Genomic DNA, 26,561 nt, shown 5'->3' with positions numbered 1-26,561 from the left:
ATTTTCATTATGTCTTTTTGCGCGCTATTTTTGCAAATTGCTCAAAAACATTCGCTAGGGTCGCAGAAAATAGCTTGACCGAACGAATGTCAAGTATATGAAATTCGTTTATCGATGGCTCACGCCGCGATTGATGAAAATGTTTTCATGGGAGGATGAAAATGAAAACCTATCTCTCAGGAGCCCTCGCACTGGCGCTGGCTACCGTTTCTTTCGCATGGGCCGGCGCGGCCATGGCGGAAACCAAGACGATCACCTTTCTGTTCACCGACGACGACCAGGCTTACGTCGAGCGGATGGAAGCGCTCAGCAAAGAATTCGAGACGGCGCATCCCGACGTCAAGGTCAATTTCGTTTCGTCGGGCTATGATGCGGTCGCCAAGCAGTTGCCGGTACAGCTTGCCGTCGGCGAAGGCCCTGACATCGCCAAGATCACCGACTGGCAGCTGGCGCCCTATTACCTCGACATGCGTCCTTACATGAAGGACCCGGACGGTTTCGCCAAGCTGCACGGCGACAGCCTGAACACGCTTCGCTTCCCCGGCGTCAACGACCCGCAGTCGATCAACGGCTATATCGCGTCGCAAACCTTCAACCTGCCCTTTGTCAACAAGACGCTGTTCGAACAGGCCGGCGAACCGCTTCCGAAGCCCACCGCCACGCTGAAGGATATCGTCGAAGCCTCCGCGCGCGTCGCCAAGGCGACCGGCGCTCAGATACCCTTCACGATGGATCGCTCGGGCCACCGCTTTTCCGGCGCGGCATTCTCCTACGGCTCGAACTACGTGAAGGACGGCAAGTTCTTCTTCCCCGACGATGCCGCCAAGCGTTATGTCACGGATCTCTACGGCTGGACGAAGGACGGCTCCTTCCCCAAGGAAATGTGGGGGGCTGCCGGCGGAACCCAGTACAAGAACATGGGCGACGAGTTCGTCAACGGCAACGTCGTGACCTATCTCGCCGGCAACTGGATGGTCAATCCGTTCCAGAAGAAGATCGGCGACGCATTCGACTGGACGGCAATCAGCGCGCCGTGCGGCGATGCCGGCTGCTATGCGATGCCTGGCGGCACCGCGATCGTCGGCTTCAAGCGCACCAAATCTCCGGAGGCCGTGGCCGCGTTCATCGAGTTTCTCGGCTCTGAAAAGGTCCAGCGTGAAATCGCTGAAAACTACGTCATCCTGACGGGCGCCGACATCAAGGACCCGCAATACAAGCTCGAAAGCAAGAATGCCAAGGAGGCGATGGCCGTCTTCCTCGCAAGCCGCAATAGCGTGCCGCAGGCAGCCCGGGACCTGGAACGTCTCAAGGGATCCTCCGCCATCTATCAGCTCATCGTTCAGAGGATGAGCCAGCTGATCGTCGGCGAGCTTTCCCTCGACGAGACCTTCAAGGCAATGAGTGCCGACGTCGACAAGGTCAACGTGGCGCTCGCCGCCAAGTAACCGGTCACGCGTCGTCCCGCATCATGCGCGCATGCAGCAGCCACGGCCTCGCAACAGGGCCGTGGCTTTTTCTTTCCCACAGACACTTCGACTAGTTTCGAATTGTCGATAGCCTGAATCACGCTACGTCTCACTTCAAATTGTTACAGCGTTCTTTAGGCCTCTGAAAAGACGTGCGGCGCTGTAGGGGAAAGGCAGCGTCATGAATTCGATCGAACAAAACACCGGGTCTCACTCGCAGTTGAGGCCCGCCGCTCTTGCCATTTTGTGCCTTGGCGTGATCGTGGCGCAGGTCGATACATCGGTGGTCAACCTGGCGGTTCAGCCAATAGGAGTCGACCTCAAGGCCTCCGTCACTGAACTGCAATGGGTCGTTGACGCCTACAATCTCGTCTACGCAGCACTTCTCATCAGCGGCGGCTTGTTCGCCGATCTTTACGGCCGACGTTTGATGTTCATCATCGGCTGCGCTGTCTTTGCCTTGGCGAGCCTTGGCTGTGCATTCGCCTCGACCATTGCCATCCTCATCGCGGCGAGAGCCTTAACCGGCTTCGGCTCCGCCCTGCTCCTGCCCGCTTCGCTTTCGTTAATCCGGGTCATCTACCGGGATGAGAAAATCCGTGCCCGAGCGCTCGGAATCTGGGCCGGCTGCAACGGCATGTCGCTGGCGATCGGCCCGAGCCTCGGGGGCTTCCTCATCCGTGATTTCGGTTGGCGATCCGTCTTCTTCGTCGTCATCCCCATCGGACTGACTGCGGCGGCCGGAGCGCGGCTCTTCGTTCCCGAGAGCGCGGATCGGCAGGGCCGATCCTTCGACATGCTCGGTCAGTTGCTGGGGATCGCTGCCCTCATGGTCACGACGCTCGCCGCGATCGAATCGTCGCACCTGCCGCCCCTCTGGACGTCCCTGCTGGCCATTGCCGGCGCGCTGTTTCTCTTGCTCTTCGTCAGGGTCGAGCGGCGGCTGGAACAGACGGCGCTGGTTCCAATCTCGATGTTCTCCGGCAGCCAGTTCCGCGGCGCGATGCTGGGAACGGCGGCGATGACTTTCGGCATGTACGGCACGCTCTTCCTCTTTCCGCTCGCCTCCCTCGGCCTCGGCCGGCTGGCGTCGGTCGAGGTCGGGCTATCGCTGCTGCCGATGGCGATCAGCTTCATCGCGATCTCTCCCTTCTCCGGCGCGATCTCGGAGCGCCTGGGGAAGAAGAAGGCCATATCCGCGGGGCTCGCCTTGATGGGTCTCGGCAATCTGCTGCTCGGCGCCGCCTTTCTGGCGGACTGGTTCATTGCCGAAGAGATCGGACTGTTGCTGACCGGGGTCGGGATGGGCACGGCGACAGGACCGCTGACGGCGGTGGCCGTCTCCACCGTGACATCAGATCGCGCCGGCACGGCGAGCGCCTTGATCAACGTCGCCCGCATGGTGGGAGCGACGATCGGCGTCGCCATACTGGGCGCGGTCTTCGCCTTCCTCGGCGAAGCCGAAACCGCCTTCATCATCGCGATGTCGGCCGGCGGTAGTGTGCAACTGCTTGGAAGCTTCATCGGCTGGCGCTTGCTCTAAATGAACGGTCGGTGCGAAGGCATGCGCAGTGCCGCCACCCGATGGTGAAGGCATGGTGACACGCGGTTCGGGAGAGGCTATAGCGTTGTCGGCCTTCGCCGGCTCGCAGGCGCCATGGTCAATTCACACATGCCGGCAACCCGGTTACATCAGGCGACCCAGCGACTGCCTACCGTATAGAGGTGCATTTCCATGCCGATGGGCTCCGAGCATCCGCTGCGAAGAGAGCTTCACAACGAGCTCCACGCGCGGCCGTCGCTTTACTTCGATGGCGACACGGATGTGTGGCACGTCGCCATCGTCGGCGTGAATGCCCCTCCTCAGATACCGAATTCCCTGCCGGGACTGGAGGATGTCTCCACGACCCGCGAAGGCAACCACGGCATCGGCCGCATCGGCGACGGCCGGCTGAAGTGGGAGGCGCATACCGAGTTCCTGACCCTCACCTTCGTCGTTCCGGCATCGGCCGAACCCGGCAGCAACCCGCCGGAAGCCTTTCAGACATGCTGCCGTCAGATCGACGGGAAGGTCATCGCGGCCGTCCGGGTGCTGGTGCGCGACGAGAAGGACGGGCAGCGTCCGGAAAGACCGAAGCTTGATTATGTCGCCTCGCAAGTCGGCGGCGGCGATGCGGAAGTGCATTCGAATTTCCGCCTGACCGACAGCGGCTTCGTGGAATTCCTGTTCTTCAACCGCAACCTCAATGCCTATCGCACCGGCCGCATGGTCAGGCGTTTCCTGGAGATCGAGACATACCGGATGATGGCGTTGCTGGCGTTGCCGATGGCGCGCGAGACGGTGTCGAAGCTTTCCGTCTTCGACCGGCGCCTCGACCTGCTGATCGCGCACATGCAAAGCGCGGTCAAGGTCGACAAAGCCCTGCTTTCCGAGGTCACCAAGCTCTCGTCGGATGTGCTCAACTTCTCAGCGCTCGCTCGCCACCGCTTCGGCGCGACGAAAGCCTATGCCGAGATCGTCGCAAGCAGAACGTCGGAGCTTCGCGAGGTGCGCGTCGAGCAGCGTCAGAGGATCGGCACCTTCATCGACCGGCGGTTTCAACCAGCCGTCCGCTCGGTCGAAGCCGCCGAACGCCGCCTCGACGAACTGGCCGAACGTGTGAGCCTGGCCGGAGACCTTCTCCGGACGACCGTGCAGGTTCAGCTCGAAGATCAGAACGCCTCGCTACTGACCTCGATGGAAGAGAGGGCGCGGATCCAGGTGCATATCCAGCAGGCGGTCGAAGGCTTCTCCGTCATCGCCATCACCTACTACACCGTCGGGCTGGCGAAGATCTGCCTGGAAAGCATTTCCGAACTGGGCGTTGATCCGCACATGGCGAAGCTCGCCGTCCTCGGCGCCATCCCGGTCGTGCTTTTCGCCGTCTGGACGGCAATTCGTCACGTTCGCAAGAGCATTGCCGGCGCACCGCACGCTCCGGCATCCGGGAGCCATTGATACGACACCAGACACGCGCTCGCCGCCGCCCTTTCGGACGGCGGCGTTTGCTCGTATCGACACGACGTCAGGATGCCAGCGCGTAGTGCCGATGCTCCGATCCCCGGCCGCTGCTCGTCCTGAAGCGCCGCAGCAGCTCGGCAAGGCTTTCGGTTTCATGCGTCAAGCTCTGAGCGGCGGCCGTGGTCTCTTCGACCATCGCGGCGTTCTGCTGCGTCACCTTATCCATCTGGTCGCCGGCGGCCGAGACCTCGCGCAGGCTCGTCGCCTGTTCGCGGGCGGCAACGGCGATCTCTGCCACGGTCGCATTCATGGCGGTGACCTGCTCGACGATCTGTTCGAGCGAGAGGCCGGATTCGCCCACCAGCTGGACGCCGGTCTTGACCTGCGCCGAGGAGGTAGAGATCAGCTGCTTGATCTCCCTTGCCGCGTTGGCGGAGCGCTGGGCGAGCTCGCGGACTTCCTGGGCGACGACGGCAAAGCCCTTGCCTGCCTCGCCGGCGCGCGCCGCTTCCACGCCGGCATTCAGCGCCAGCAAGTTGGTCTGGAAGGCGATCTCATCGATGACGCTGATGATGTTGCCGATCTTGGACGATGAATTTTGAATTTCCGTCATCGCATCGATGGCACGGGCAACGATCTCGCCGCCCTTTTCGGCATTGGTGCGGGCGGTCGCCACGACTCCCTGGGCGCGGCTTGCGCCCTCAGCCGTTCCATTGACGCCGCGGGTCACCTCACCCAGCGCCGCGACGGTCTCCTCCAGCGAGGCTGCCTGCTGCTCGGTGCGGCGGGCGAGATCGTTGGAGGCGGTAGAGATTTCCGCAAGGCCGGAGCGGATGGTGGCGACCGCGCGAATGACGGCGTCAACCGCCTCTTCGAGGCTCGCGACCGAGTTGTTGAAATGATCCCGGATCCTGACATAGCGGTGGTCGACGTCGCCGACGCGGACGGTGAGATCGCCCTTCGACAGCGCGTCCAGCCCAACGGAGATCTGGCGGAAGGCATGCTCCATCACCTGCGCGTCGCTGAGCCGCTCGGCCTCCTGGCGCAGCCGCTCTTCTTCGGCCGCCAGGCGGGCGCGTTCGGCATTGGCTTCCGCGATCAGCTTGGCGCGCCCCGTTTCCTGGAATACCTTCAGCGAACGCGCCATGGCTCCCAACTCGTGGCGATGTTCGACGCCCGTGATCACGATCCCTTCCTCACCGCGGGCAAGCTGCTCCATGGACTGGGCCATGTTGCGCACCGCCGAGGAAATCAGCCGGCCGACGAAATAGGAAAGTACGAGGCCGATGACGATCAGCAGTCCGCTGATGACGAGCGTCGCACTGGTCGCGGAGGCAACCGTTGCGTCCACCGAACCGTCCAGGGTCTTCTGCGCACCGGTAACAGTTGCCTGCAGATCCTTGAAGCCGCCTGAGATTTTCGGCGCGAGCACGCTGAGCTGCATCTGGCGGATGTTGCCCGAGGCCTGCAGCACGTCCTTCATGTCGCCGAGACGGGCGGTGTAGTTCTGCATCAACTGGCCGGCGCCCATCAGGCGCTTCTTTTGCAGTTCGTTCTTCGCGGCCTTGGCGGCGGCTTCGTTGAGCGTAAGCGCTTCGGCCAGTGCCGTCTGCGCCGTGTCATAGGCGGCAAAATCGTTGGAATGCACGAAGCGCTCGGAGAAATAGAGGCTGCGGTTCAGAGCCTCCAGTGTCGCCGCCGTCATCTGCAGCAGGGCCACATCGTTCTGGCGCCAGGCGCTGCGCACGACGTCGTTGAGCGCGATGCTGGTCCAGGGGCCGAATTCGGTGACCTTGGAGATCAAGGCGTCACGCCTGGCCTGAAGGACAACGATCTCTTCGAAAGCCTTGCCATAGGCGGCAATGTCCCGGCGGATCGCCGCAAGGCCGGACTGCAGGTCCTTGTTGCCGGCAAAACGCGGATCGTCGGCGTCGAACGCCTTCACGCCGGCGCGGAAGCGATCGACGACTTCTTGCGTCGGGGTAGAGCGGAAGGCTTCCGCCGACATCTGAATCTCGTGCAGCTGGTCGCTGTAGTCCGAGATGGCGAGACTTTGGCCGGCAGTGGCGCGATAAGACGCAAAGATCGAGGCGAGTCCGTTCATGCCGGAGATCGCGCTGACCGTGAGCAGGCTCATCAACAGGATCAGCGGCACGAAGCCGGAGGTGATCTGCGCGCGAATGCCGAATTTATTCCAGAAATGCAACATCATAATCCTCTTATGCTCACTGGCTCTTCGGCAGATAGGTGGCAATGTTCTCAGGTGTGACGAGTTCGAAAGGAACGTCGTTTTCGCGCGGCACCTTCTCTTTGCGGATCAACTTCGCGGCGGCATCGACAGCGGCAGCGCCCTGTCCGACGGCGCTCTGGAGAATGGTCACGTCGAGATCGCCGGCCACCATGGCGGCGAGCGCGTCGTCGGTCGCGTCGACGCCGGCGACGACGACATCTTTCATCGGCATGCCGGCCTTCTTCATGGCCCGGATCGCGCCGAGCGCCATCTCGTCATTATTGGCGATGACCGCGTCGAACTTGACGCCGGCCGACAGCCATTCCTGCATCTGCTGGTCGGCATGATCGCTCGACCAATAGGCGGCCTGCCGCTCGACGATCTGAAGGCCCCTGCAATCCGGGGTGGCGATGACGTCTGATATATCCTGGGTGCGGGCACGGGCAGCGGCGTGGAAGGGTTCGCCCATCAGCACGACGACGCGGCCTTTGCCTTTAAGGAGCGCGCAGACCTGCTTGGTCTCCAGCGTTCCGGATTCCTTCTCATTGGAGGCGACCACCACCTGATTGTCCGGCAGGTCCAACAGGTTGGAAGGAACGTTGTTGATGTAGACCAGCGGAATGCCGGCATCTGCCGCCATCTTGGTCATTTGCGGCCCGAGGTCGCCATCGGAGACGGCAAGAATGATCGCGTCGACCTTGTCGGCAATGAGCTTCTGCACCTGCTGCTTCTGGAGCTCCTTGTCGCCATTGGCATTCTCGGTGACGAGTTTGAGGCCGGATATCGTCTGCCCATGCGAGACGACGCCGTTGAGAAGCGCCGTCCTGAATTTGTCGAGACCTGACATCGAAACCCCGATCGTCTGGGCATGGGCAGCAGAGATCGATATCGCCAAGGCGATGGATGCAAGCGTGGCGGTTTTCATGAATTCCCCTGCACAATTCGGATATGAATGCGTTATTTCAAATTTTGGTTAAATTTTACTTTTCTCCGAAAGGAAAAGTTAAGCCCGAAGATATGATCTCGAGGCGGCAGGAGCGCCGTCTTCGGTGGCGATCGACCGTACTTGAAGCGCATCACACCAAACTTGATGCGATGCGCTCAGATCTTTGTTCTTATGAAGATTAGCGTCCACCGAATCCGGAGCTGACGGTGATACCCTTGTAGATCACCCTCTGCAGCACGATGGCCAGGACGACACCCGGCAGCATGGAGATGGTCGCACCGGCCATGATGTAGTTCCAGGCGGTGCCCTGCTGTGTCTGGAACAGGGTGAGGCCGAGCGGCAGCGTGGCCTTTTCGACGCCGCTGGTGGCGATCAGCGGCCAGAGGAAGCTCTTCCACTGTGCAATGAAGGTGAACAGCGACAAGAGGCCGATGGCTGGCATGGCAAGTGGAACGATGACCGTGATCAGGATGCGCAGGCGGGAAGCCCCGTCCATCATCGCCGCCTCGTCGAGATCCTTGGGAATGCCGAGGATGAACTGCCGCAGCAGAAAGGTGCCGAAGGAGCTGAAGGCGACCGGCAGGATCATGCCGTGATAGGTGTTGATCCAGCCGAGCTTGCTGACGATGAGGAAGAGCGGGATGACCAGCATCACCTGCGGGATCATCAGCGTGCTGAGATAAGTAAGCAGCAGCCCTTCCCGGCCGGGAAACTTCAGCCGGGCGAAGGCGTAGGCGGAAAGGCAGGATACCGCAATCACGATCGCCGTCACGCCGCAGGCGACCACGAAGGAATTCAACAGGAAGGTTCCGAACGGCAGGGAAACCAAGGCTTCGACGAATGTTCCCCAATGATACTCCTCGGGAAAGATGCGGACCGGCACGGCCATCACCTCGGCATTGGAGCGCACCGCGTTCGACACCATCCAGAAGAAGGGGAAGAGGAAAAGCAGCGCGATCAGCGAAAGTCCCGCGTAGCTGACGAAGGTGCCGACACGCCGCAATATACGGTGACGATGCTGAGACACGGAATGCGGATGCCGTGAGGCCGGGTCAATCGTCATAATGCACCCATTTGCGCTGCATGTGGAATTGCAGGATGGTGAGCGCCATGATCATGACGAACATCACCCAGGCGAGAGCCGAGGCATAGCCCATCTGGAAGTTGGTGAAGCCCTTCTGGTAGATCGCAAAACCGAGCGTCGCCGTTGCCGAGCCCGGGCCGCCGCGCGTCATCGCGAATATCTCGTCGAAGACCTGCAGCGAGGTAATCGCCGTCATCACGGTGCCAAAGAAGATGGTCGGCGAGATGAGCGGCAGGCGGATGCGCCAGAAGCGCTGCCAGGCATTGGCGCCGTCGATCGTCGCTGCCTCGAGATAGTGCTTCGGCACGAGGTCGAGAGCGGCGTTGAACATCACGACGTTGTAGCCGACATTCGCCCACAGCGTGACGAGCACGACAGCCTGCATGGCCCAAGTCGAGCTCAGCAGGAAATTCGGCAGGCCGAGGCCGAGCGCTCGGATGATGGTGTCGGCCAGCCCGTCCGGCGTGAAGATCAGCAGCCAGACCACCGACGCCGCAATGGTCGGTGTGAAGGTCGGCAGGAAGAAGATCACCCGGAAGATCGCCTTGCCGCGCTTCAGGCTCGATATCCAGACCGCCAGCGTCAGCGAGACGATGATATTCAGCGCCAGATACTCGATGGCGAAGAACAGCGTGTTGCGGAGTACGGTGTAGAAGGCCGGATCGACAGTGAAGAGCCTGATATAATTCTGAAAGCCGACGAAGGATGGCGTCGAGATCAGCTGCCAGTTGGTAAAGCTGAGCGCCAGCGATGCCAGGATCGGCACGGCCATGAAGACCATGAAGCCGAGAAAGCTCGGCAGCAGGAACAGCATGGCTGTCTGGGTCTCCGGCTTCAGGAAGCGCCGTGGCTGAGCGGGCTGCAAGGCAACTTCGGCAACAGCGCTTTGCGACATGTCTTCCTCCATGCGCGGCAGGTCCTGCCGCAGCGAGAGCTGGCGCATGACCCGAAAATCGGAATCCATTTTCCGAAAGGATCATGCGCAGATTTCAGGCGACGGCGCGTCCTGTCGGACGCGCTGGCTCTATTGCTGCGCAAGGCTCTGGATGGACTCCATCGTCTGCTTGGCATCGGCGCTGCCGGCAAAAGCCGGCGGGAAATACTGGTTGAAGAGGTTTTCCACCGCTGCCCAGTTGTTGGTGATCACGTAGGGTACGGAGTGCGCCAGGGAATAGTCGATGGCCTCGCCGCCATTGGTGATGTCCTTGGCCGCCACCTTGTACCAGGCCGATTGCGACGCCGTGCGCGCCGGCAAGGCACGGCCCTGTTCGGCGAGATAGGACAAGGCTTCCGAGCTGGTCAGCACCTGGATCGCCTTCCAGGCCGCGTCCTTGTTCTTGCTCGTCGTGGAAATGCCGAAACCGGAGCCTGCGGTGACGGCCGAAAGTTCGCCCTCATCGCGCGGCAGGGTGGTGAGGCCGATCTTGAACTTCGCCTGGTCCTTCATGCCGATGATCGACCAGGGGCCGTCGATATACATGGCGACGTTGCCCGAATTGAACCGGCCCTGGACGACATCACCGGGATCCGCGCCACCCGAGGGGACCAGCGGCGCGACCTTATCCTTGGCGGCAAAGCCGATCAGCCTGTCGGCGGCGGCAACTGCGCTTGCACTGGTCAAGTCAAGCGCACCGGCGTCGTTGACGTATTTATCGCCCCAGGCCGCGGCCAGGACCGAGTAGTTCGTCGGTGTAATGCCGAAGCCGTACTTGCCGTCCTTCGTCAGCTTCTTGGCGGCATCGGTGAACTCGGCAAGCGTCCAGCCCGGCTTCGGCAGCGGAACGCCGGCGGCTTCGAGCGCGTCCTGGTTATAATAGATGACCCACGGCCCAACGTCGTAAGGCAGACCGTAGAGCTGCTTGTCGACCGACATGCCGCCGATAATCGAGGGTGTGAAGGCGCCGACGTCGAATTTGTCGGCCTCGATCCGGTCATTCAGAGGCTCGAGCAGCGAATAGAAGTTCGGCATGCGCAGCGACTGCATGGAAACGATGTCGGCGAGCTGTCCCGATGCCGCCAGCACCGGCAGCCGCGTCCAGTAGTCGACCCAGCCCGTCGTCGTCAGCGTCACCTTGATATCGGGATACTTGGCGGTCACCATCTCGGCTAGGTGCTGCCAGCTCTTGGTGTCGGTTTCGGAGCCGGTCCACATCTGCCAGGTCAAGTTGACCTGCTCGGCCGATGCGGCGGTGGCATAGAGGCTGCTGCCGACCGCGGCGAGCAAAAGCGCTTTCTTCAAAACCTTCATGGGTTTCTCCTCCCTCCATGAACGCAAAGGACACGCGGGGTGCGACCGAGATCACGCCTTGAGTACGATCTCGATCACCGGCACGGTAACATCCGGGCGCCGGACCGGCAGTTCGAGCGTGATCATGCCTTCCGGCACCATCACGCCGACATTGGAATCCACATCCCTGGTCTGGGCGAGCCAGCGGACCTCGCTGGCGTCGTGCAAGAACTGCGCATAGGCGATCCTGTCGGCGATGCCCTCGATGTGGATGTGGCGGTAAGGCCAGTTGTAAACATGCAGATAGAGGCGGTTGTCGCGCTGCGTATAGCGGCAGCCGGCCGGCGCCGGATAATCGGACGGTCCTGCCCCGTAAATGGAGCGCGCATTCACGGCCATCCAATTTTGGTAGACCTCGAGCGCGGCGATGGCGCGCGCGTCGAGCGTGCCGCGACCGGTCGGGCCGACATTCATCAGAAGGTTACCGCCGAGCGCGACGGAATCGATGAGCAGCTGGATGATCTGTTCAGGGCTCTTCCAGGTATCCTCGTCACGATGATAGCCCCAGGAGCCGCTGAAGGTATGGCAGGCTTCCCAGCGCACGCCCTGGCTGGCGATAGCGGGCGCCACGCGCGGCGTATATTGCTCCGGTGTCGTCACGTCGGGCAGGTTGCCGGGCGGCAGATCGAGGCGGTTGTTGACGATGATGCCGGGCTGCAGCTCGCGCACCAGCTCGACCAGGCGCTCGCTTTCCCAGTCGGCGCGCCCCTTCCCAGGCAGGCCGCGATATTCGCGCCGGGGGTAGCTGAAGTCGAACCAGATGATGTCGATGCGGCCAAAGCCGGTCAGAAGCTCGCGCACCTGTTCGCGCATATAGGCAGCGTAGTTGGCGATGTTACGGCCGGCATTCAGCGCCTTGGCGTCGGGATGATTGCGTAGCGGATGGTGAACGTCGATCGGGAAATCGGGATGGTGCCAGTCAAGCAGCGAATAGTAGAAGCCGATCTTCAGCCCTTCGGCGCGGAAAGCTTCGACCAGCGGCGCGAGCAGATCTTTGCCGCAGGGCGTGTTCGGCGCCTTGTAGTCCGTCACCTTGCTGTCCCAGAGGCAGAAGCCCTCATGATGCTTGGTCGTCACCACGACATATTTCATGCCGGCAAGACGTGCCCGCCGCGCCCACTCCTTGGGATCATAGAGATCGGGATCGAAATTGTCGAAATAGCGCTGGTAATGGTCGTCGGTCAGCTCTTCCCGGTTCTTCAACCATTCGTGCCGGGCTCCTAGGGCATAGAGGCCCCAATGGATGAACATGCCCAGGCGATCCTGGCTGAACCAGGCGTGTTTCTCCGCTCCTCCCGATGCCGGATTTTCCGGCTGGCGTTCCGAACTCGTCACAGGTTTCTCCTCCCTGTTTTCCGGGTCAACATCGTATCGAACCGGTTCGGCAAACGATCATCTCGCCTGATCCGATGTCTGTCAAGCCGAAATTCGATCGGAAGATTAGAAGGACAAATCCCGCAAACAGGTGATTCTAAGCATGAATGTTGCGCCGACCAATAAAATCGGACATAACAAGGCATTAGAACCGGTTCGATAGCCATGACCACCATACGAGATGTCGCGCGCCTTGCGGGGGTTTCAATCTCAACCGTCTCGCTCGCGCTCAACAGCCCGAAGCGGGTCGGCGCCGAGACGCTTGACCGCATCCAGCAGGCGATAAAATCGACCGGTTATCGCATCGACCCGGTGGCCCAGACGCTGGCGCGCGGACGCAGCTCGCTGATCGGTTTCGTCTCGGCCAATCTCGGCAACATGTTCTTCGGCGACATCCGCCGCGAGATCGAGCACCAGGCGCTCGATAACGGGTATTTTGTCCTGATCGCCGACTCCTCCGGCAGGGCCGATCTCGAACGGGCGCTGCTGGAGCGGCTGGAGGCGCAGAAGATTGCCGGCATTGCGCTGGCGGCAAACGGGCGCGGTGAGGAGTACGCCACCTTCCTGCGCGACTTCAAAACCCCGATCGTGATGTTTGACCAGAAGGTGGAGGGCGCCGAGCGCGATTTTGTCGGTTCCGACAATCCGCTGACCACCACCATCCTGACGGAACATTTGTTGCAGCTCGGCCATAGGCGCATCGGCTTCATCTCCGGGCCGAGCGGCCTGCACACCGCCGACGAGCGCCTGAAGGGCTTCATGGATACGATGGCCGGCGCCGGCGTGGACCTTGATCCTTCGCTGGTGGTCGAAGGCGGCTACACCAGAACCGGCGGCCATGCGCAGGCAATGCGCCTGCTCACCCGCCGCGATCGGCCGACCGCCATCATCGGCGCCAACAACATGACGGGTCTCGCAGCACTTCAGGTCATGCAGGAGATGGGTTTCCGCTGCCCTGACGACGTGTCGCTGGCGATGGTCGACGACGTGCCCTGGAGCAACGTCATCACGCCACGCATCACCATGGTGGTGCAGGATGCGCAGAAGCTCGGCGAACTCGCGGCGCAGCGCCTACTGGCAAGAATAGCAAGCCCGGAGGGTGCCGCCGCGGCGCCGCAAGACTTCATCCTGACGCCGAGATTCGTGCGCGGGGAGTCGACCAGGCGTTTGTGAGCGCTTGCCTGAATTCCATCACCAAGGCAAAGGAAGAGGCGCGCGGAAGGATGCCACGATAAAGCTCAAGAGAGCCTCATCCTTGCCCCGCAAGGGGCCTCGAAGAGCGAGGCGGGCACGCTGGCGGTGCTGAATGCAAGGAGCAAAGTTGCGGCATGTCCTTCGAGGCTTCGCCCTATGGGCTACGCACCTCGGGATGAGGCACCTGGGAGGCTGCCGCGCCAAGACCCAACAGATCATCTGCAACGTACCGCCGTTGTCGGCGATACCGGCAAGCGACAAGCGCGGTTCATCCATTGAAAGACCACCAAATTTGTCATACATGTGTGATGAATCGTGAATTTCGGGTGCCGCGCGTTTGAATGGCATTCGGATCAAAGCCGATGCGGGGGTCAGGCGTGGCTATGCAGATGAAGGATCGCAGCAAAGGCTCGGGGTCGCTGGTCACACAGGTCGGCGAAAGCCTCCGGCAAGCCATATTGAGCGGCCAATATTCCGCCGGCGACAAGCTTCCGAGTGAACATGAGTTGACCGAAACACACGGCGTCAGCCGGACCGTCGTGCGTGAGGCGGTGGCAGCACTTCGCTCCGACGGGCTTGTCGAGGTGCGCCAGGGAGCGGGTATCTTCGTACTCGGTGCCGATCCGGCGCTCTCCGCGCGGAAAGTCGACAAGGCCCGCGTCGCCTCCGATCTTGAGGTACTCGAGATCAGAACACCTGTCGAAATCGAGGCGGCGGGCCTTGCAGCCCTACGCCGCTCGCCGGCACAGGAGGAAGCGATATTCGAATGCCACCGGAAAATCCTCCGGTGCATCGAGAGTGATCAATCCATTCGCGATGCGGATCTCGAGCTCCATGCCGCGATCGCGGAAGCGACGAACAATCCGCTGTTCAGGCAGTTCCTGGAGTCCCAGGGTTCGGCGATCATCCCGCAGTCGAGGCTCGTTCCGGAAACGAGGACGGCCGAACAGACCGCCTATCGAAAGCTGATCCACAAGGAGCACGAGGCGATCGTCGTCGCCATCTCGGACAGGGACGATCAAACTGCCCGCGACGCCATGCGCGACCATCTGGTCGGCAGCCAGGCGAGGTACCGCAATCTGCTGAGGGATCTGCGAAGCTTTACGAGCTGACATCTGATCCCAAGAGCTCACACGTTCCAGCCGGTCATCAGGTGACCTTAGCGGCGCGGACAAGTCGTCTCACGATTTTCATGTTGAAGCGGTTACCGCGAGCACTGAACGCTGCCGATGCGCTCGGAAAAGGATATGTCTGCGATACATGCTGTGGAACGGGCGGCATATCCGGCTTAGAAAATGCTGGCGCTGTCATTGATGCATGGACGGGATTGGACGGGCTGCCTGCCTGTCTGCGGCTGAAAGCTAGTTGAAAGCTTCGACGTCATAGAAAGGGGCGGCATCGTGGAGGAGACACGGTTAAGGTGGCGAGACGACGATGCACGCAACCACAAGGAGGAGATTTCTATGCGTTATTCACGCAGCCTTTTTCACACCGTCGCTTTTTCCACGCTTCTCGCCGCATCATCTTTCGCGACCAGCGCCGCACATGCGGCCGATAAGATCACCATCATGGTCGGCGGTTATGAGAAGCAGATCTATCTGCCCGCCAAGCTTGCCGAATCGCTCGGTTACTTCAAGGATGAGGGTCTTGACGTCGAACTCCTGAACGAACCTGCCGGTGTCGACGCCGAAAACCAGCTTCTGGCTGGCGCCGTTCAGGGTGTTGTCGGCTTCTACGATCATTGTGTGGATCTGCAGGCGAAAGGCAAGTTCGTCGAATCCATCGTGCAGTTCAGCCAAGCGCCAGGCGAAGTCGAACTGGTGTCGTCGAAGCATCCCGAGATCAAGTCGGTCGCTGACTTCAAGGGACACAGCGCTGGCGTAACCGGCCTGGGCTCTTCTACCAATTTTCTCACCCAATACATGGTCGCAAAGGCCGGTCTGAAGGGCGGGGATGTCACATCGGTCCCGGTCGGTGCCGGAACGACCTTCATCGCCGCCCTGCAGCAGGACGCCATCCAGGTTGGCATGACGACCGAACCAACTGTTTCACGCCTGCTGAAGACCAAGGAAGCTTCGGTACTGGTGGACATGCGCACCATCGAAGGATCGCGCAAGGCGCTCGGCGGAACCTATCCGGCAGCCTCACTCTACATGGAAACGGCGTGGACAGAGGCACACAAGGAAGAGACTCAGAAGCTCGCCAACGCCTTCGTCAAGACGCTGCATTTCATCAATACGCATTCCGGCGCTGAAATCGCCGAAAAGATGCCGAAGGATTTCTACGTCGGCGACAAGGAGGGCTACATCAAGGCCCTCGATGCCGGCAAGGGCATGTTTACCGCTGATGGCATCATGCCAGAAGATGGCCCGAAGACGGTTCTGGCCGTGTTGTCCGCGTTTTCCAAGAATATGCAGGGCAAGCAGATCGATTTGTCGAAGACTTATACGACGGAATACGTGAAGCACGCCCAGGCAATGTAAGCGCTGGACCCGTCACCCGCTGCCGCGGGTGACGGGTTACCGGCCTGTACGCTGTTTCTACCCTTTGAGGAAAAAACATGTCCAATCATAGTCAGGGGGCCGCCATCGAGCTCCTCAATGTCAGCCGGCGTTTCGTCTCGCCGACCGGCAAGTCGCTGACGGCGCTACGCGATTTCACCATGTCGGTGGAAAAGGGCGAATTCGTCGCGGTCGTCGGCCCGACCGGCTGCGGAAAATCCACCACACTCAACCTTGTGACAGGTCTCGCCCGGCCAAGCGCGGGCGAAGTCCGGCTGATGGGCGGTCCGGTCAACGGCATCGACCCACGCGTCGGTTTTGTTTTTCAGACGGATGCCCTTTTCCCGTGGAAAAACGTCATCGACAACGTGATGGCGGGGCCGCTGTTTCGCGGCGCAGCCAAGGCCCGGGCGGAAGCCAGCGCCAAGAATTGGCTTGCCCGGGTCGGACTGTCGAAATTCCTGCATCACTATCCGCATCAGCTCTCGGGCGGCATGCGCAAGCGCGTCTCGCTGGCACAGACCTTCATCAACGAGCCCGAAATTCTGCTGATGGACGAGCCGTTCTCCGCGCTCGACGTTCAGACCCGCACCGTCATGCACGAGGAATTGCTGCGGCTATGGGCGGAACGCAAGGCATCGGTGGTCTTCGTCACCCATGATCTCGAGGAGGCCGTTGCGCTGGCCGACAAGGTCTATGTGCTGACAGCGGGACCGGCGACCGTCAGGTCGGTCTACAAGATCGATCTGCCACGGCCCCGCGTCGTGTCGGAAATCCGCTATGAACCGCAATTCATCGATTACTGCCGAACCATCTGGGAGGATCTTCGCCAGGAGGTGGATGCCGGATACCGGCGTTCCACCGAGGCAGCGTAAGGAGAATAACGATGGCCGATACACTTACCGACACCACAATGGCCCCGCTTTTCCGCCCGGGAACCTCCGATGCGGAAATCGAAGCCGTTGCGACCCGCGCGATCAAGAGACGCAAACAGCATGTGCTGTGCCTGCAGGTCGGCATTCTGGTTGCCGTGCTGGCACTTTGGGAAATTACGTCCAACCTGATGTGGATCGACGCATTCTTCTATTCCAGCCCGAGCGAGATCGTTTATCGCCTCTACGATTGGGCTGTCAACGGGACCAGTGAAGGCTCGCTCTGGTACAATCTCTGGGTCACGATGGAAGAGGCGCTGATCGGCTTTTTCGCGGGGTCCTTTACCGGCGTGATCGTCGGCATCAGCCTCGGCCGGAACCTGTTTCTCGCCGACGTCTTCTCTGTCTACATCAAGGCGATCAATTCCATTCCGCGCGTCGTCCTTGCGCCTATCTTCATCATGATCATGGGCCTCGGCCTTGCCTCGAAGGTCGCGCTCGCTTTTATCATGGTGTTCTTCGTCGTGTTCGCGAATGCCTTTCAGGGCGTGCGCGAGGCCGATCGCAACATGATCGCCAATGCACGCATCCTCGGTGCGTCCAACTGGCAGGTGACACGCACCGTCGTCATCCCCTCCGCCATGAGCTGGATCTTCGCCAGCCTCCATGTCTCCTTCGGCTTTGCCATCATCGGGGCCATCGTCGGCGAGTTCGTCGGCGCCCGTTTCGGCATCGGCCAATTGATCTCTATCGCCAAGGGCACGTTCGACGCGGCCGGAATGTACGCCGCCATCGTTCTCGTCATGATCGTCACCCTGATTGCCGAGTTCATCATGACGCAGGTGGAGAAGCGTCTCGCAAAATGGCGTCCGCAACAGCACCTTGATACCCAGTGATCAAATCGACCTCCTCCACCTGCATAATCCTTAAATCTGAATCGATTTATGGATAGAATTGTCCAGCAATTCAAAGCGTTACAGCGTGCATTGCGCGTCTCAAAAGACGCACGGCGCTGTAAGGCAGATCGACGGAAGGTCGGGCATCATGCCCGGCCTTCTTTCATTTGATGCGGATCAATCTTGAAACGAGGATTTCTTCGAGCTCAGGTTCACGTCAGCGGAAGCCGTACGGTAACGACGAGACCACCGCCTTCCGCATCGTCGAGCGAGACCGAACCTCCCGCACCTTCGACGACCTCCCGAACGATCGAGAGCCCCAGACCGCTCCCCTCGGCTTCGGTTCCCATGACCCGGTAGAATCGTTCGAAAACCTGTTCGCGCTCCGCATCGGGGATACCCGGACCATCGTCCTCGACGGTTACGACGGCGTTGCCATCCGCCTGCCCGACGGCAACGGTCACCCGTCCATTCGGGCGGGTATAGCGGATCGCGTTGTCTATGAGGTTGACCAACATTTCGCGCAACATCGTCGCGTCGCCTTCGACAATGACCGGGCGGACCGCTTCCAGGCCGACGTCGATGTTGCGCCTGAGCGCCTCTTCGGCATGCGCTTCGAGGATCTCGCGGGCAGCCTTGCTAAGGTCGGCCGCATCGCTGCGCGGGCGCCGGCTTCCGGGCTCGGCCCGCGACAAGGTCAGGAGCTGGCTGGCAAGACGCGAAATCTGCTTCGTGCTGGTGCGAAGAGCGACAAGCGCCTCGTCGCGGCGAGCCGCATCGGCTTCGCGGGCCGCCACGCTCGCCTGGGTCGAAATCAACGCCAGCGGTGTTCGGAGCTGATGCGCGGCATTGGATACGAACCGTCGCTGCGCAGCCATCTGGTTCTGGACACGCTCCATATGGTCGTTCAGGGCATGGACGAGCGGCTGCAGCTCGCTCTGCACCATCTCGGGCGGCAGCGGATCAAGACGATTGCGGCCGCGCTGGCGCACGGCGTCCCGCAGTCTCAGCGCAGGCGCCAAGCCCCGTTGGAGCCCAAGGATGGTCACCAGGCTGGCGACGAAGACGAGCACGAACTGCTTCGAAAAGTCTGAGAGCCACAATTGCCTTCGCATCGCATACTGGCTGTTATGCGTCACGGCGACGGTGACGGAGATCGCGCTGTCATCGGGAAGGCCGACGACAGGATGGTCGAGCATCATGACACGCACATCGGCACCATGGAACGCGCGATCCTCCGCTGCCCGCTGGACGGCCGGCAACGGCAGGTCGGGAAGACCGCTCACCAGACTGCCCCACGCGGTGATCACCTGGTAAAATACCCGGTCGCCGAAGCCTGTATCAAACATCTCCAGCGCGGAAGGCGGCACATCCACCTGAACATTGCCGTCCTCATCGACGCGGACGGCCTCGGCAATGACGCGAGCCGAGGCCAGAAGTGTTCGATCCGTCACCAGCTTTGCCGTCGCGTCGGCCATCCAGAAGCTGTCGTAGAGATTGAAGCCGATCGCGCCGAACAGGGTCAGCAGCACCCAGCAGAGCAACTGCACCCTCAGGCTCTGGCTGAGTCGCGCGATCGTCGCGCCTACCTTGGTGATGAGGCTACTGGACATGTCTGAGGAGATAGCCGAGCCCGCGCAACGTCGCAATCTGAACCGAACTGCTCTCGAGCTTCTTTCGCAGCCTGTGGACGTAGATTTCGATGGCGCTCGGATCCGCCTCGTCGTCAAAGCCGAACACGCTTTCAGAAAGGGCGGCTTTCGAGACTGTGTTGCCAAGCTTCATGACGAGTTGCTCAAGCACGGCATATTCGCGCGGCGTCAGTTGCAGCGGCTCGCCTGCGACGAAAAACTGCCGCGTCCCACCGGAGAAGCGCAGGTTGCCGACGGTGATTTCCGACGATGCCCGGTCCTGGCCACGGCGGACCACCGCACGTATCCTCGCTTCGAGTTCGGCGATTTCGAAGGGCTTGGCGAGATAGTCGTCGGCACCGCTGTCAAGCCCTGCAACACGGCCGTCCAGGCTCGCATTCGCGGTCAAGATGATGACCGGCAGCTTGTTTCCGGACTGTCGCAGTCGCTTCAAGAGCGTCAATCCGTCAAGCTTCGGCAGTGCCAGGTCGAGGATCATCGCCGAATACTCCGCCACCTTGAGCATATGCTCCGCGTCCTCGCCGTCGTGGGCAATGTCGATCGCATATTGCGCCTGTCGCAGGGCTTTACCCAGCCAGGCCGCCAGATCCTTGTTGTCCTCCACCACAAGCAGTCGCATCCGACTTCCTTAGCATGTGCGGACCGTCTGGTGGAAGCGTGACACGGCTTCCACCGCCGATGTCTGCCATCGATGGCGCGAATTGTCCGTTATTTGTCCGGCGCGCGCATTTTCCTCTGTCTTCAAATCGCCGAATATGACTTCATGATCAACCTGGATGGAGCAAAAAATGTCCGGCCATGAAACTGTCCTTCTCGTTATCGACGCTCAAGAGTCCTTCCGACACCGCGATTATTGGGATGAAAACCTCGCCTCCGCTTATATTGATCGTCAGCAGGCTCTGATCGACGGCGCGGAAGCCGATGGAATACCCATTATCCAGATCTTCCATGTTGATAAAACCGGGCCGTTTTCGGAAGAATCCGGGTTTGTCAGCACACTCGCCCCGCTCAGGATCGCCCCCAGGGCAACGTTCAGGAAGGGGCGCCATAGCGCCCTGGTCGGTTCCGGTCTCGACGTGTGGCTGACCGAAAATGGCGTCCGTCGTATCCTCGTCTCCGGCATTCGCACCGAACAGTGCTGCGAGACGACCACCCGCCACGCCTCCGATCTCGGCTATCAAGTCGACTATGTCGGCGAGGCGACCCTGACCTTCCCGATGACCGACGCCGCAGGACGCACCTGGAGCGCGAGGGAAATTCGGGACCGGACGGAACTGGTCCTGTCAGGCCGTTTCGCTCGGATCGCGACCGTCGACCAGGCCCTGGCAGGGCGTGGAAAGTCACTCGCCGCATGACGGACGCCACGCAGCCCTTCGATATCCCGGTCTTTGTCGTCGTGCCGCCGCGCGTGCTGCTGCTCGACGTCGCCGGCCCGATCGAAGTGCTGCGCAAGGCGAACCTCGAACAGCGCACGGTGCGCTTTACCGTCACCTATATCGGTCCATCGGCGACGGTCGGCAGCTCGATCGGCCTTGCCGTTACGGGCGTCGCCGCATTGCCGGAACGCTTGCCCGATGCCGCGCTTGTCATCATTGCCGGCAGCGCCGATGCCCCGATGGAAAACAGCGCCCCAGGGAACGAACAGGAGCGCGCCGACCAGGCTGCCATCGTCGCATGGCTGAAGCACGCCATTCGCCCGGGAATTCGTCTGGTCTCGATCTGCTCGGGCGCATTGCTCGCTGCCGAGGCTGGCATGCTCGACGGCCGCGATTGCACCACCCATCATGGCTGCATAGAGGATCTGGCGAGGCTCGCGCCCACCGCGCGCGTCCGGGACAATCGGCTCTATGTCGAAGATGGAGATCGCCTCACCAGTGCCGGCATCACCGCCGGCATAGACCTCATGTTGCATATCGTTGCCGAAGCGGCGGGACATGCCTGCGCGCTTGCGGTGGCGCGATATCTTGTCGTCTATCTCAGGCGCGGCGGCTCGGATCCGCAGCTTTCGCCCTGGCTCGAAGGTCGCAACCATATCCACCCGGTCATTCACCGTGCACAGGATGCAGTGGCCGCCAGCCCGTCTGAGGATTGGTCGGTGGCGTCGCTTGCCCGCCTCAGCGGCGCCAGCCCGCGCAACCTTTCACGGCTGTTCAACGAGCAGACGGGCATGAGCGTTACGGATTTCGTCAACCGCATGCGCGTGGCTCTTGCCCGCGAGATGCTCGCCGGTTCGCGGCTGGACATGGAGGCCGTCGCCATGCGCGCCGGCTTCGGCTCGGCACGGCAGCTACGCCGCGCCTGGAACCGGCTGAATGACGGCCCGCCGAGCGCGGCACGGTCGAGACTACCTACAGGCTCATAGCGCGATAGAAAGAGCGGATGGCTTGAGGTCGGCACCTTGCACCTCGGTTCCCCAGATTTCGATCTGGGTCAGCGCCGGATAGGGCGAGGCGTCCTCGGCCTTGATCAGGCCGTGCAGTTCCACCCACTCGACGACACAGGGCTCTATCGGAAAGGCCTGGGCGGCGCCCGATTTCACCAGCGGAAAACAGCAAGTCTTGCCGTTCGAGAAGGTGACGCTGGCCTTTTCCCACCAGGAATCATGCGGGAAGTCAGCCCGAAGATAAAAAACGATCTCGTCGATCCTGACCGGCCTGCCGAATTCCACCGTCAGTGCTGCTTGCGGATCGCGATTAATACCCCAGCTCGTATAGGGCCAGAAGCCGTGATCATCGTTGGCCTTTTCACCGTCGATTGCGTTACGCGCGGCAAAGACCGCTTCGCCGCGGGTCTCGACATTGGCGAGCGCATGCGGAAACAGAGCCCGGTTGGCGTGATCGTCCCAAGGGTTGAGGGCGAGATTGCGCCGGTGAGCGATCTCGTCCGGCCGCGTGCTTCGCGCTAAAAGCCGGTGGATATCGCCCCTGAAGGCATTCGGCGAATAGGGCTTGCGCTTGTCGCCGAAGGGTACGGCCAGCGAATAGGCGCATTCCTTCATATAGACCAGACCGGGTTGGATCGCGCCATCCAGGGAGAGGTAGACGTGCCCAGGCTCGGAAACCTCCACGATGACGCGATCACCTTCATGATAGTTCTGGCGATAGACCAGGAACGCCTCGTCCCGGCCTGTAGAACTCGCCAGCACCGCCCCATCGGCATCCACGATCTTCAGCGTCAATTCCATGCTCGCCCTCCCCAGAGCATGATGCCGAAAACTGTGAGCGATTTTCGGACGACATCATGCTCTAACTCTTTAGTTTAGAACAGGATTCAGACTTTGGGCCGACCCGGCCTAAAGCCATCCCGTTCTAGACGATCCGCAATCTCAGGAGCCTCTCGGCAAACCGCACACGCAGCCGGTAGATTTTCTCGGGCCAAGCCGATCTCAGCCGGGCGTCCTCCACCACGATCTCGTCGATTTCGATCTCGCCGGCGCCCTCAACGAACATGCTGCCGAGGTCGGCTAGGTCGATCCTGTCCGGGCCGACGGTCGGCGGCAGGCATGTCATCAGCGACAGGACCGCCGGCTTGCCGCCGTCATAGGTGTCGACGATCTCGACATGGCGTCCGCGCAGCAGCGAAACGACGCGCCGATAGCTGTGCAGCTGCGCTTCGGACGGATAGGCGCCTGAAATATCGAGCGATATGCGCGCGCTCCCCTCGTCAAACCCGACCTCGACATCGCGCGCGCCAAAAGCTTCGCCGGCCGACTGCATGACACCTGCAAATGTCGGCAGGTTGTGGAACGCCGACTGCATCGTCCATATCTCGTAGCGCCGCGCCGAAAAGGTCTTTGCGGTATAGGTCTCGACGCCGACGTCGATCAGCAACGGACGTCCATTCTTGTAAAGCGTCACGCTCCCGACATCGTTATGATTGTGGCCCTCGCCATTGTTGCCGCCCTTGACGGCAAGCGAAAACTGCTCGTCGCGGGCGATGAACAAGCCGATGCCGGGATAGAAGATATCGCGCTGCGATGCGGGATGAGGTTTAGCGGCAGCGGGAAGCGTCGGGCCGACCAGCAGTTCCTGCACGCGATACCAGAGGTTCCATTCCCCGGGCAGGTGCGGATTGTCGGCCCCAGCCCTGTCGGCTGCGGCGAACTCAGCCAGCATCTCAGAGCCGACCGCCTGTCCGAACAGGTATTCCCGCGCGCTGCAGGGTTCGACCACAGCGGAAGAATCCGCGAAGTTGAAATAGTAGCGGCCGGCCACATGCATATGAGCGATATATTCGGCCATGTTGCGGATCTTCGGCTGCTGCCAGACCCCGGCGAACAGGCCGGGCGCCACGGCGTCCAGGATGATCAACGCACCATGCAGGCAGAGCGCGGCGTGGCGGTAATAAAGCACGCCCTCCTCGCAGGCGCCGTCCTCGGCATAGTCCTTCAGGAAGGCGTCGAGGCTGCCGAGCGCCTTTTTGGCGACGGCGCGGCGCGTGGGCTGGCCCGTTTTCAGGGAGAAGACCGTCAACAGGATGTTCTGGGTTATCCATGCCGTCCAGTTGTTCATCCGCTCCTCACCGCGGCCCATCCACCAGAAATGCCGGCCGAGATAGGGCGAGAGGATGCGGATCTCGATCTCGCGCTCGACGCGTGCCGTAATCTCGGGGCTGATGGCGTCGAGCTCGTTGCGAAGCAATGCGACGATGGTGGCAAGCAGGGCGGCCGTTTCGGCGGCGAAGAGATCGACGACAGGCTGCGAATTGTCGGGAACCGGCAAGCGTGCGCCGCTTCGTTCATAGGCGTTATGCGCCGGAAGCTGCCAACCGCTCTCCTCCGCGATCAGGAAAATGCCGTCGACGATCTTCGGCAGGAAGCGCGCGCCGGCTTCGACGAGTTCGCCGAGCACCAGATTGTCGAGCATCCGGCGCCGTCTGAAATAAAGCTCCTCGAAGCGCGCGCGGTGGCCGGTTTCGGTGTACTCCCGGTAGTCCGACGCCGTAATCAGCGGCCAGGCGCGCGCAAGCGTCTCTTCGGCCTCGCCAACGACAAGTTCCCGTACCGCCTGCGGCACGGAGTTCCATCTGGGGCGATCAGAGCCCACGGCCCCGGGCGTGAAATCTCCCAGCACATCGGGCAGATTCTCTGAAATCTCGCTGAACATGTCTCTCCCCGTACCGGAAAAGCATCGATGGGCGTTTGGTCTGCATGCTCACCTATCATATGTCTTTTGCGCTTTCCATGCAATTCGTATGATCTATTTAGAACTTGTTTGACCAATACCGGATATGTGCTATGTGGTTGCAGGAGGAAGAGGAGGCATCGGTGTCCATATCGAATTCAGTCATCGCGACGGATGGCGCTCCGGCAACTTCTCGCCGGAAGGCTGCGGTCTTGTCCAAGCGCCAGCGCAGGATACGCAGCGCGCTCGTCGCCTATTCCTTCATTGCCCCGAATTTCATCGGCTTTGCCGTCTTCACGCTCGGCCCGATCCTGTTCGCCTTCGTGCTCGCCTTCATGCATTGGGACGGCTCGAATGCGATCACATTCGCCGGGCTGGATAATTTCTGGCGGCTCTTCGAGGACAAGGCCTTCATCGCGGCGTTCTGGAACACGGTGATCTATACGGTCGCCTCCGTGCCGGCGACGCTCATCTGCGCGCTCGGCCTTGCCGTTCTCCTCAACCAGAAGATCGCAGGGCGCGACTTCTTCCGCACGGCGATGTTCTTCCCCTATGTCGCCTCGCTGGTGGCCGTCGCCGTCGTCTGGAACATGATCTTCAATCCCGAGATGGGACCGGTGAACATGATCCTCTATACGCTCGGCCTCGATCCCAAGAACATGCCGGGATGGGCGGCCGATCGCCACTGGGCGATGGTGACGGTGATCCTCTTCGGCATCTGGAAGAACATGGGCTATTACATGGTCATCTATCTGGCCGGCCTGCAGGGCATCAATTCCGAACTCTATGAGGCCGCCGATCTCGATGGCGCCAATTCCTGGCAGAAGTTCATCCATGTCACCGTGCCGCAGCTCGGGCCGACGACCTTCTTCGTCACCGTGATGCTGACGATCCAGTCCTTCAAGGTGTTCGACCAGATCTACATGATCACCCAGGGAGGGCCTGGCACCTCGACACTCGTCCTCGTCTACCATATCTACAACGAGGCCTTCATTTCCTGGGATCTCGGCTATTCCAGCATGGTTTCGCTGGTGTTGTTCTTCCTCGTGCTTGCCGTCACCGTCTTCCAGTTCCGGCGCCAGAGGGAGGACGAGGCATGAGGATCGCCGGACGCAAGGTGACCGTCAGATCGGTCGCGATCTACGCCATCGTCATCGCCGTCACGCTCATCATGTTGATGCCCTTTGCCTGGATGCTTTCGGCATCCTTGAAGCTCAGCCGCGACGTGTTCGCCTTCCCGATCGAATGGATACCGTCCGAGCCGCAATGGCATAACTACGTCGATATCTGGACGAAGATCCCGCTCGCCTTGTTCATCTATAACACGTCGAAGCTGACGATCATCGTCACGCTGCTGCAGCTTTTGACCTCCAGCTTTGCCGCCTACGCCTTCGCCAAGCTGAATTTCCCCTACAAGAACACCCTGTTCCTCGGCTACATCGCCACCATCGCCATGCCCTGGCAGGTCTATATGGTGCCGCAATTCCTGCTGATGCGTGAATTCGGGCTCAACAACACCCATCTGGCGCTGATCTGCCTGCAGGCATTCACCGCCTTCGGCGTCTTCCTGATGCGGCAGTTCTACATGTCGATCCCGACCGAGCTCTGCGAGGCGGCTCGCATCGACGGCATGAACGAGTACCAGATCTGGGCGCGCATCATGCTGCCGCTGTCGAAACCCGCGCTCTCGACGCTGACGATCTTCACCTTCGTCACCACCTGGAACGATTTTCTCGGGCCGATGATCTATCTCACAAAGACCGAGCTGAAGACCGTCCAGATCGGCCTGCGCATGTTCATCTCGCAATATTCGGCCGAATACGGGCTCATCATGGCAGCCTCCGTCGTCGCCCTCATTCCGGTCCTCGTCGTCTTCCTTGTTCTCCAGCGCTTCTTTGTCGAGGGCATCGCCTCGACTGGATTGAAGGGTTAAGC

At 61.1% G+C, this 26,561-nt stretch carries 22 protein-coding genes; 12 read left to right on the top strand and 10 right to left on the bottom strand.

The features are described 5' to 3' along the window. Positions 1 to 161: 161 nt before the first annotated feature. The 3 genes from ACIPSK_RS05925 (at position 162) to ACIPSK_RS05915 (ending at position 4,464) form a co-directional block, all read left to right on the top strand. The gene (locus ACIPSK_RS05925; protein ID WP_170275964.1) at positions 162 to 1,445 is read left to right on the top strand and encodes an ABC transporter substrate-binding protein; all 1,284 of its coding nucleotides are present in this window, start codon (positions 162 to 164) and stop codon (positions 1,443 to 1,445) included. Between the two features lie 202 nt (positions 1,446 to 1,647). Then, positions 1,648 to 3,009: an MFS transporter gene (locus tag ACIPSK_RS05920; protein ID WP_446532665.1), complete on the top strand. Its 1,362-nt coding sequence runs from the start codon at positions 1,648 to 1,650 to the stop codon at positions 3,007 to 3,009. Between the two features lie 192 nt (positions 3,010 to 3,201). Continuing rightward, positions 3,202 to 4,464, top strand: a complete 1,263-nt coding sequence (locus ACIPSK_RS05915; RefSeq protein WP_446532664.1) for a DUF3422 domain-containing protein — start codon at positions 3,202 to 3,204, stop codon at positions 4,462 to 4,464. Between the two features lie 67 nt (positions 4,465 to 4,531). Here ACIPSK_RS05915 and ACIPSK_RS05910 read toward each other — a convergent pair whose 3' ends face one another. The 6 genes from ACIPSK_RS05910 to ACIPSK_RS05885 all read right to left on the bottom strand — a co-directional run bounded on the left by ACIPSK_RS05910 (position 4,532) and on the right by ACIPSK_RS05885 (position 12,349). Then, complete coding sequence (locus ACIPSK_RS05910) at positions 4,532 to 6,676, bottom strand: methyl-accepting chemotaxis protein (RefSeq protein WP_446532663.1); 2,145 nt, start codon at positions 6,674 to 6,676, stop codon at positions 4,532 to 4,534. A gap of 16 nt (positions 6,677 to 6,692) precedes the next feature. Next, positions 6,693 to 7,622, bottom strand: a complete 930-nt coding sequence (locus tag ACIPSK_RS05905) for a substrate-binding domain-containing protein (RefSeq protein ID WP_446532662.1) — start codon at positions 7,620 to 7,622, stop codon at positions 6,693 to 6,695. A 199-nt stretch (positions 7,623 to 7,821) separates the two neighbouring features. Beyond that, positions 7,822 to 8,706, bottom strand: a complete 885-nt coding sequence (locus ACIPSK_RS05900; RefSeq protein WP_446532661.1) for a carbohydrate ABC transporter permease — start codon at positions 8,704 to 8,706, stop codon at positions 7,822 to 7,824. Further along, positions 8,696 to 9,670, bottom strand: coding sequence for a carbohydrate ABC transporter permease (locus ACIPSK_RS05895; protein WP_260111445.1), 975 nt, complete (start codon positions 9,668 to 9,670; stop codon positions 8,696 to 8,698). Before ACIPSK_RS05895 ends, ACIPSK_RS05900 begins: the two co-directional genes overlap by 11 nt. Positions 9,671 to 9,751: 81 nt before the next feature. Then, positions 9,752 to 10,975: an ABC transporter substrate-binding protein gene (locus ACIPSK_RS05890; RefSeq protein WP_170279640.1), complete on the bottom strand. Its 1,224-nt coding sequence runs from the start codon at positions 10,973 to 10,975 to the stop codon at positions 9,752 to 9,754. A 51-nt stretch (positions 10,976 to 11,026) separates the two neighbouring features. Next, the gene (locus tag ACIPSK_RS05885; RefSeq protein WP_446532660.1) at positions 11,027 to 12,349 is read right to left on the bottom strand and encodes an alpha-L-fucosidase; all 1,323 of its coding nucleotides are present in this window, start codon (positions 12,347 to 12,349) and stop codon (positions 11,027 to 11,029) included. Between the two features lie 204 nt (positions 12,350 to 12,553). Here ACIPSK_RS05885 and ACIPSK_RS05880 point away from each other — a divergent pair, with 204 nt between their 5' ends. From ACIPSK_RS05880 to ACIPSK_RS05860, 5 genes are all read left to right on the top strand, one after another. Further along, complete coding sequence (locus tag ACIPSK_RS05880) at positions 12,554 to 13,561, top strand: LacI family DNA-binding transcriptional regulator (protein WP_446532659.1); 1,008 nt, start codon at positions 12,554 to 12,556, stop codon at positions 13,559 to 13,561. A gap of 404 nt (positions 13,562 to 13,965) precedes the next feature. Continuing rightward, positions 13,966 to 14,694 carry a FadR/GntR family transcriptional regulator gene (locus ACIPSK_RS05875; RefSeq protein ID WP_446532732.1) on the top strand — a complete coding sequence of 243 codons (729 nt, stop codon included), beginning with the start codon at positions 13,966 to 13,968 and terminating at the stop codon, positions 14,692 to 14,694. A 351-nt stretch (positions 14,695 to 15,045) separates the two neighbouring features. Then, positions 15,046 to 16,065 carry an ABC transporter substrate-binding protein gene (locus ACIPSK_RS05870; protein ID WP_170275971.1) on the top strand — a complete coding sequence of 340 codons (1,020 nt, stop codon included), beginning with the start codon at positions 15,046 to 15,048 and terminating at the stop codon, positions 16,063 to 16,065. A gap of 77 nt (positions 16,066 to 16,142) precedes the next feature. Continuing rightward, positions 16,143 to 16,958, top strand: a complete 816-nt coding sequence (locus ACIPSK_RS05865; RefSeq protein WP_446532658.1) for an ABC transporter ATP-binding protein — start codon at positions 16,143 to 16,145, stop codon at positions 16,956 to 16,958. Between the two features lie 11 nt (positions 16,959 to 16,969). Then, entirely contained in the window at positions 16,970 to 17,851 is an 882-nt protein-coding gene (locus tag ACIPSK_RS05860; RefSeq protein ID WP_446532657.1) for an ABC transporter permease, read from the top strand. Between the two features lie 212 nt (positions 17,852 to 18,063). Here ACIPSK_RS05860 and ACIPSK_RS05855 read toward each other — a convergent pair whose 3' ends face one another. Beyond that, positions 18,064 to 19,464: a sensor histidine kinase gene (locus tag ACIPSK_RS05855; protein WP_017967482.1), complete on the bottom strand. Its 1,401-nt coding sequence runs from the start codon at positions 19,462 to 19,464 to the stop codon at positions 18,064 to 18,066. Continuing rightward, complete coding sequence (locus tag ACIPSK_RS05850) at positions 19,454 to 20,122, bottom strand: response regulator (RefSeq protein ID WP_170256587.1); 669 nt, start codon at positions 20,120 to 20,122, stop codon at positions 19,454 to 19,456. Before ACIPSK_RS05850 ends, ACIPSK_RS05855 begins: the two co-directional genes overlap by 11 nt. A gap of 157 nt (positions 20,123 to 20,279) precedes the next feature. On the opposite strand from ACIPSK_RS05850, the gene ACIPSK_RS05845 reads away from it, so the two are divergent. After that, positions 20,280 to 20,858, top strand: a complete 579-nt coding sequence (locus ACIPSK_RS05845) for an isochorismatase family protein (protein ID WP_446532656.1) — start codon at positions 20,280 to 20,282, stop codon at positions 20,856 to 20,858. Further along, on the top strand, positions 20,855 to 21,865 hold the full coding sequence (locus tag ACIPSK_RS05840) for a GlxA family transcriptional regulator (protein WP_162116309.1): 1,011 nt from the start codon (positions 20,855 to 20,857) through the stop codon (positions 21,863 to 21,865). Before ACIPSK_RS05845 ends, ACIPSK_RS05840 begins: the two co-directional genes overlap by 4 nt. On the opposite strand, the gene ACIPSK_RS05835 is transcribed toward ACIPSK_RS05840, so the two are convergent. Then, a complete protein-coding gene (locus tag ACIPSK_RS05835; protein WP_446532655.1) occupies positions 21,860 to 22,687 on the bottom strand; it encodes a carbohydrate-binding protein in 828 nt (275 codons plus the stop codon). The genes ACIPSK_RS05840 and ACIPSK_RS05835 overlap by 6 nt on opposite strands. Before the next feature lie 124 nt (positions 22,688 to 22,811). Then, a complete protein-coding gene (locus ACIPSK_RS05830; RefSeq protein ID WP_446532654.1) occupies positions 22,812 to 24,608 on the bottom strand; it encodes a heparinase II/III domain-containing protein in 1,797 nt (598 codons plus the stop codon). A gap of 131 nt (positions 24,609 to 24,739) precedes the next feature. Here ACIPSK_RS05830 and ACIPSK_RS05825 point away from each other — a divergent pair, with 131 nt between their 5' ends. After that, positions 24,740 to 25,726 (top strand): carbohydrate ABC transporter permease, encoded by a 987-nt coding sequence (locus ACIPSK_RS05825; protein WP_017967488.1) that lies wholly within the window; start codon positions 24,740 to 24,742, stop codon positions 25,724 to 25,726. Continuing rightward, positions 25,723 to 26,559, top strand: coding sequence for a carbohydrate ABC transporter permease (locus ACIPSK_RS05820; RefSeq protein WP_017967489.1), 837 nt, complete (start codon positions 25,723 to 25,725; stop codon positions 26,557 to 26,559). The genes ACIPSK_RS05825 and ACIPSK_RS05820 overlap by 4 nt, the downstream gene beginning before the upstream one ends. The last annotated feature ends 2 nt before the right edge of the window (positions 26,560 to 26,561 follow it).

It is taken from the genome of Rhizobium sp. LARHSG275, from assembly GCF_052871115.1.
Note: the sequence above shows the minus strand (reverse complement) of the source record. Positions and strands in the feature narration are given on the sequence as shown.

Coding starts and splice junctions, on each gene's coding strand:
- ACIPSK_RS05825 (WP_017967488.1), top strand. CDS start 24,740: ATGTGGTTGCAGGAGGAAGAGGAGGCATCGGTGTCCATATCGAATTCA.
- ACIPSK_RS05820 (WP_017967489.1), top strand. CDS start 25,723: ATGAGGATCGCCGGACGCAAGGTGACCGTCAGATCGGTCGCGATCTAC.
- ACIPSK_RS05875 (WP_446532732.1), top strand. CDS start 13,966: ATGCAGATGAAGGATCGCAGCAAAGGCTCGGGGTCGCTGGTCACACAG.
- ACIPSK_RS05870 (WP_170275971.1), top strand. CDS start 15,046: ATGCGTTATTCACGCAGCCTTTTTCACACCGTCGCTTTTTCCACGCTT.
- ACIPSK_RS05865 (WP_446532658.1), top strand. CDS start 16,143: ATGTCCAATCATAGTCAGGGGGCCGCCATCGAGCTCCTCAATGTCAGC.
- ACIPSK_RS05925 (WP_170275964.1), top strand. CDS start 162: ATGAAAACCTATCTCTCAGGAGCCCTCGCACTGGCGCTGGCTACCGTT.
- ACIPSK_RS05880 (WP_446532659.1), top strand. CDS start 12,554: ATGACCACCATACGAGATGTCGCGCGCCTTGCGGGGGTTTCAATCTCA.
- ACIPSK_RS05850 (WP_170256587.1), bottom strand. CDS start 20,122: ATGCGACTGCTTGTGGTGGAGGACAACAAGGATCTGGCGGCCTGGCTG.
- ACIPSK_RS05840 (WP_162116309.1), top strand. CDS start 20,855: ATGACGGACGCCACGCAGCCCTTCGATATCCCGGTCTTTGTCGTCGTG.
- ACIPSK_RS05845 (WP_446532656.1), top strand. CDS start 20,280: ATGGAGCAAAAAATGTCCGGCCATGAAACTGTCCTTCTCGTTATCGAC.
- ACIPSK_RS05830 (WP_446532654.1), bottom strand. CDS start 24,608: ATGTTCAGCGAGATTTCAGAGAATCTGCCCGATGTGCTGGGAGATTTC.
- ACIPSK_RS05860 (WP_446532657.1), top strand. CDS start 16,970: ATGGCCGATACACTTACCGACACCACAATGGCCCCGCTTTTCCGCCCG.
- ACIPSK_RS05890 (WP_170279640.1), bottom strand. CDS start 10,975: ATGAAGGTTTTGAAGAAAGCGCTTTTGCTCGCCGCGGTCGGCAGCAGC.
- ACIPSK_RS05905 (WP_446532662.1), bottom strand. CDS start 7,622: ATGAAAACCGCCACGCTTGCATCCATCGCCTTGGCGATATCGATCTCT.
- ACIPSK_RS05895 (WP_260111445.1), bottom strand. CDS start 9,670: ATGCGCCAGCTCTCGCTGCGGCAGGACCTGCCGCGCATGGAGGAAGAC.
- ACIPSK_RS05920 (WP_446532665.1), top strand. CDS start 1,648: ATGAATTCGATCGAACAAAACACCGGGTCTCACTCGCAGTTGAGGCCC.
- ACIPSK_RS05910 (WP_446532663.1), bottom strand. CDS start 6,676: ATGTTGCATTTCTGGAATAAATTCGGCATTCGCGCGCAGATCACCTCC.
- ACIPSK_RS05915 (WP_446532664.1), top strand. CDS start 3,202: ATGCCGATGGGCTCCGAGCATCCGCTGCGAAGAGAGCTTCACAACGAG.
- ACIPSK_RS05855 (WP_017967482.1), bottom strand. CDS start 19,464: ATGTCCAGTAGCCTCATCACCAAGGTAGGCGCGACGATCGCGCGACTC.
- ACIPSK_RS05835 (WP_446532655.1), bottom strand. CDS start 22,687: ATGGAATTGACGCTGAAGATCGTGGATGCCGATGGGGCGGTGCTGGCG.
- ACIPSK_RS05900 (WP_446532661.1), bottom strand. CDS start 8,706: ATGACGATTGACCCGGCCTCACGGCATCCGCATTCCGTGTCTCAGCAT.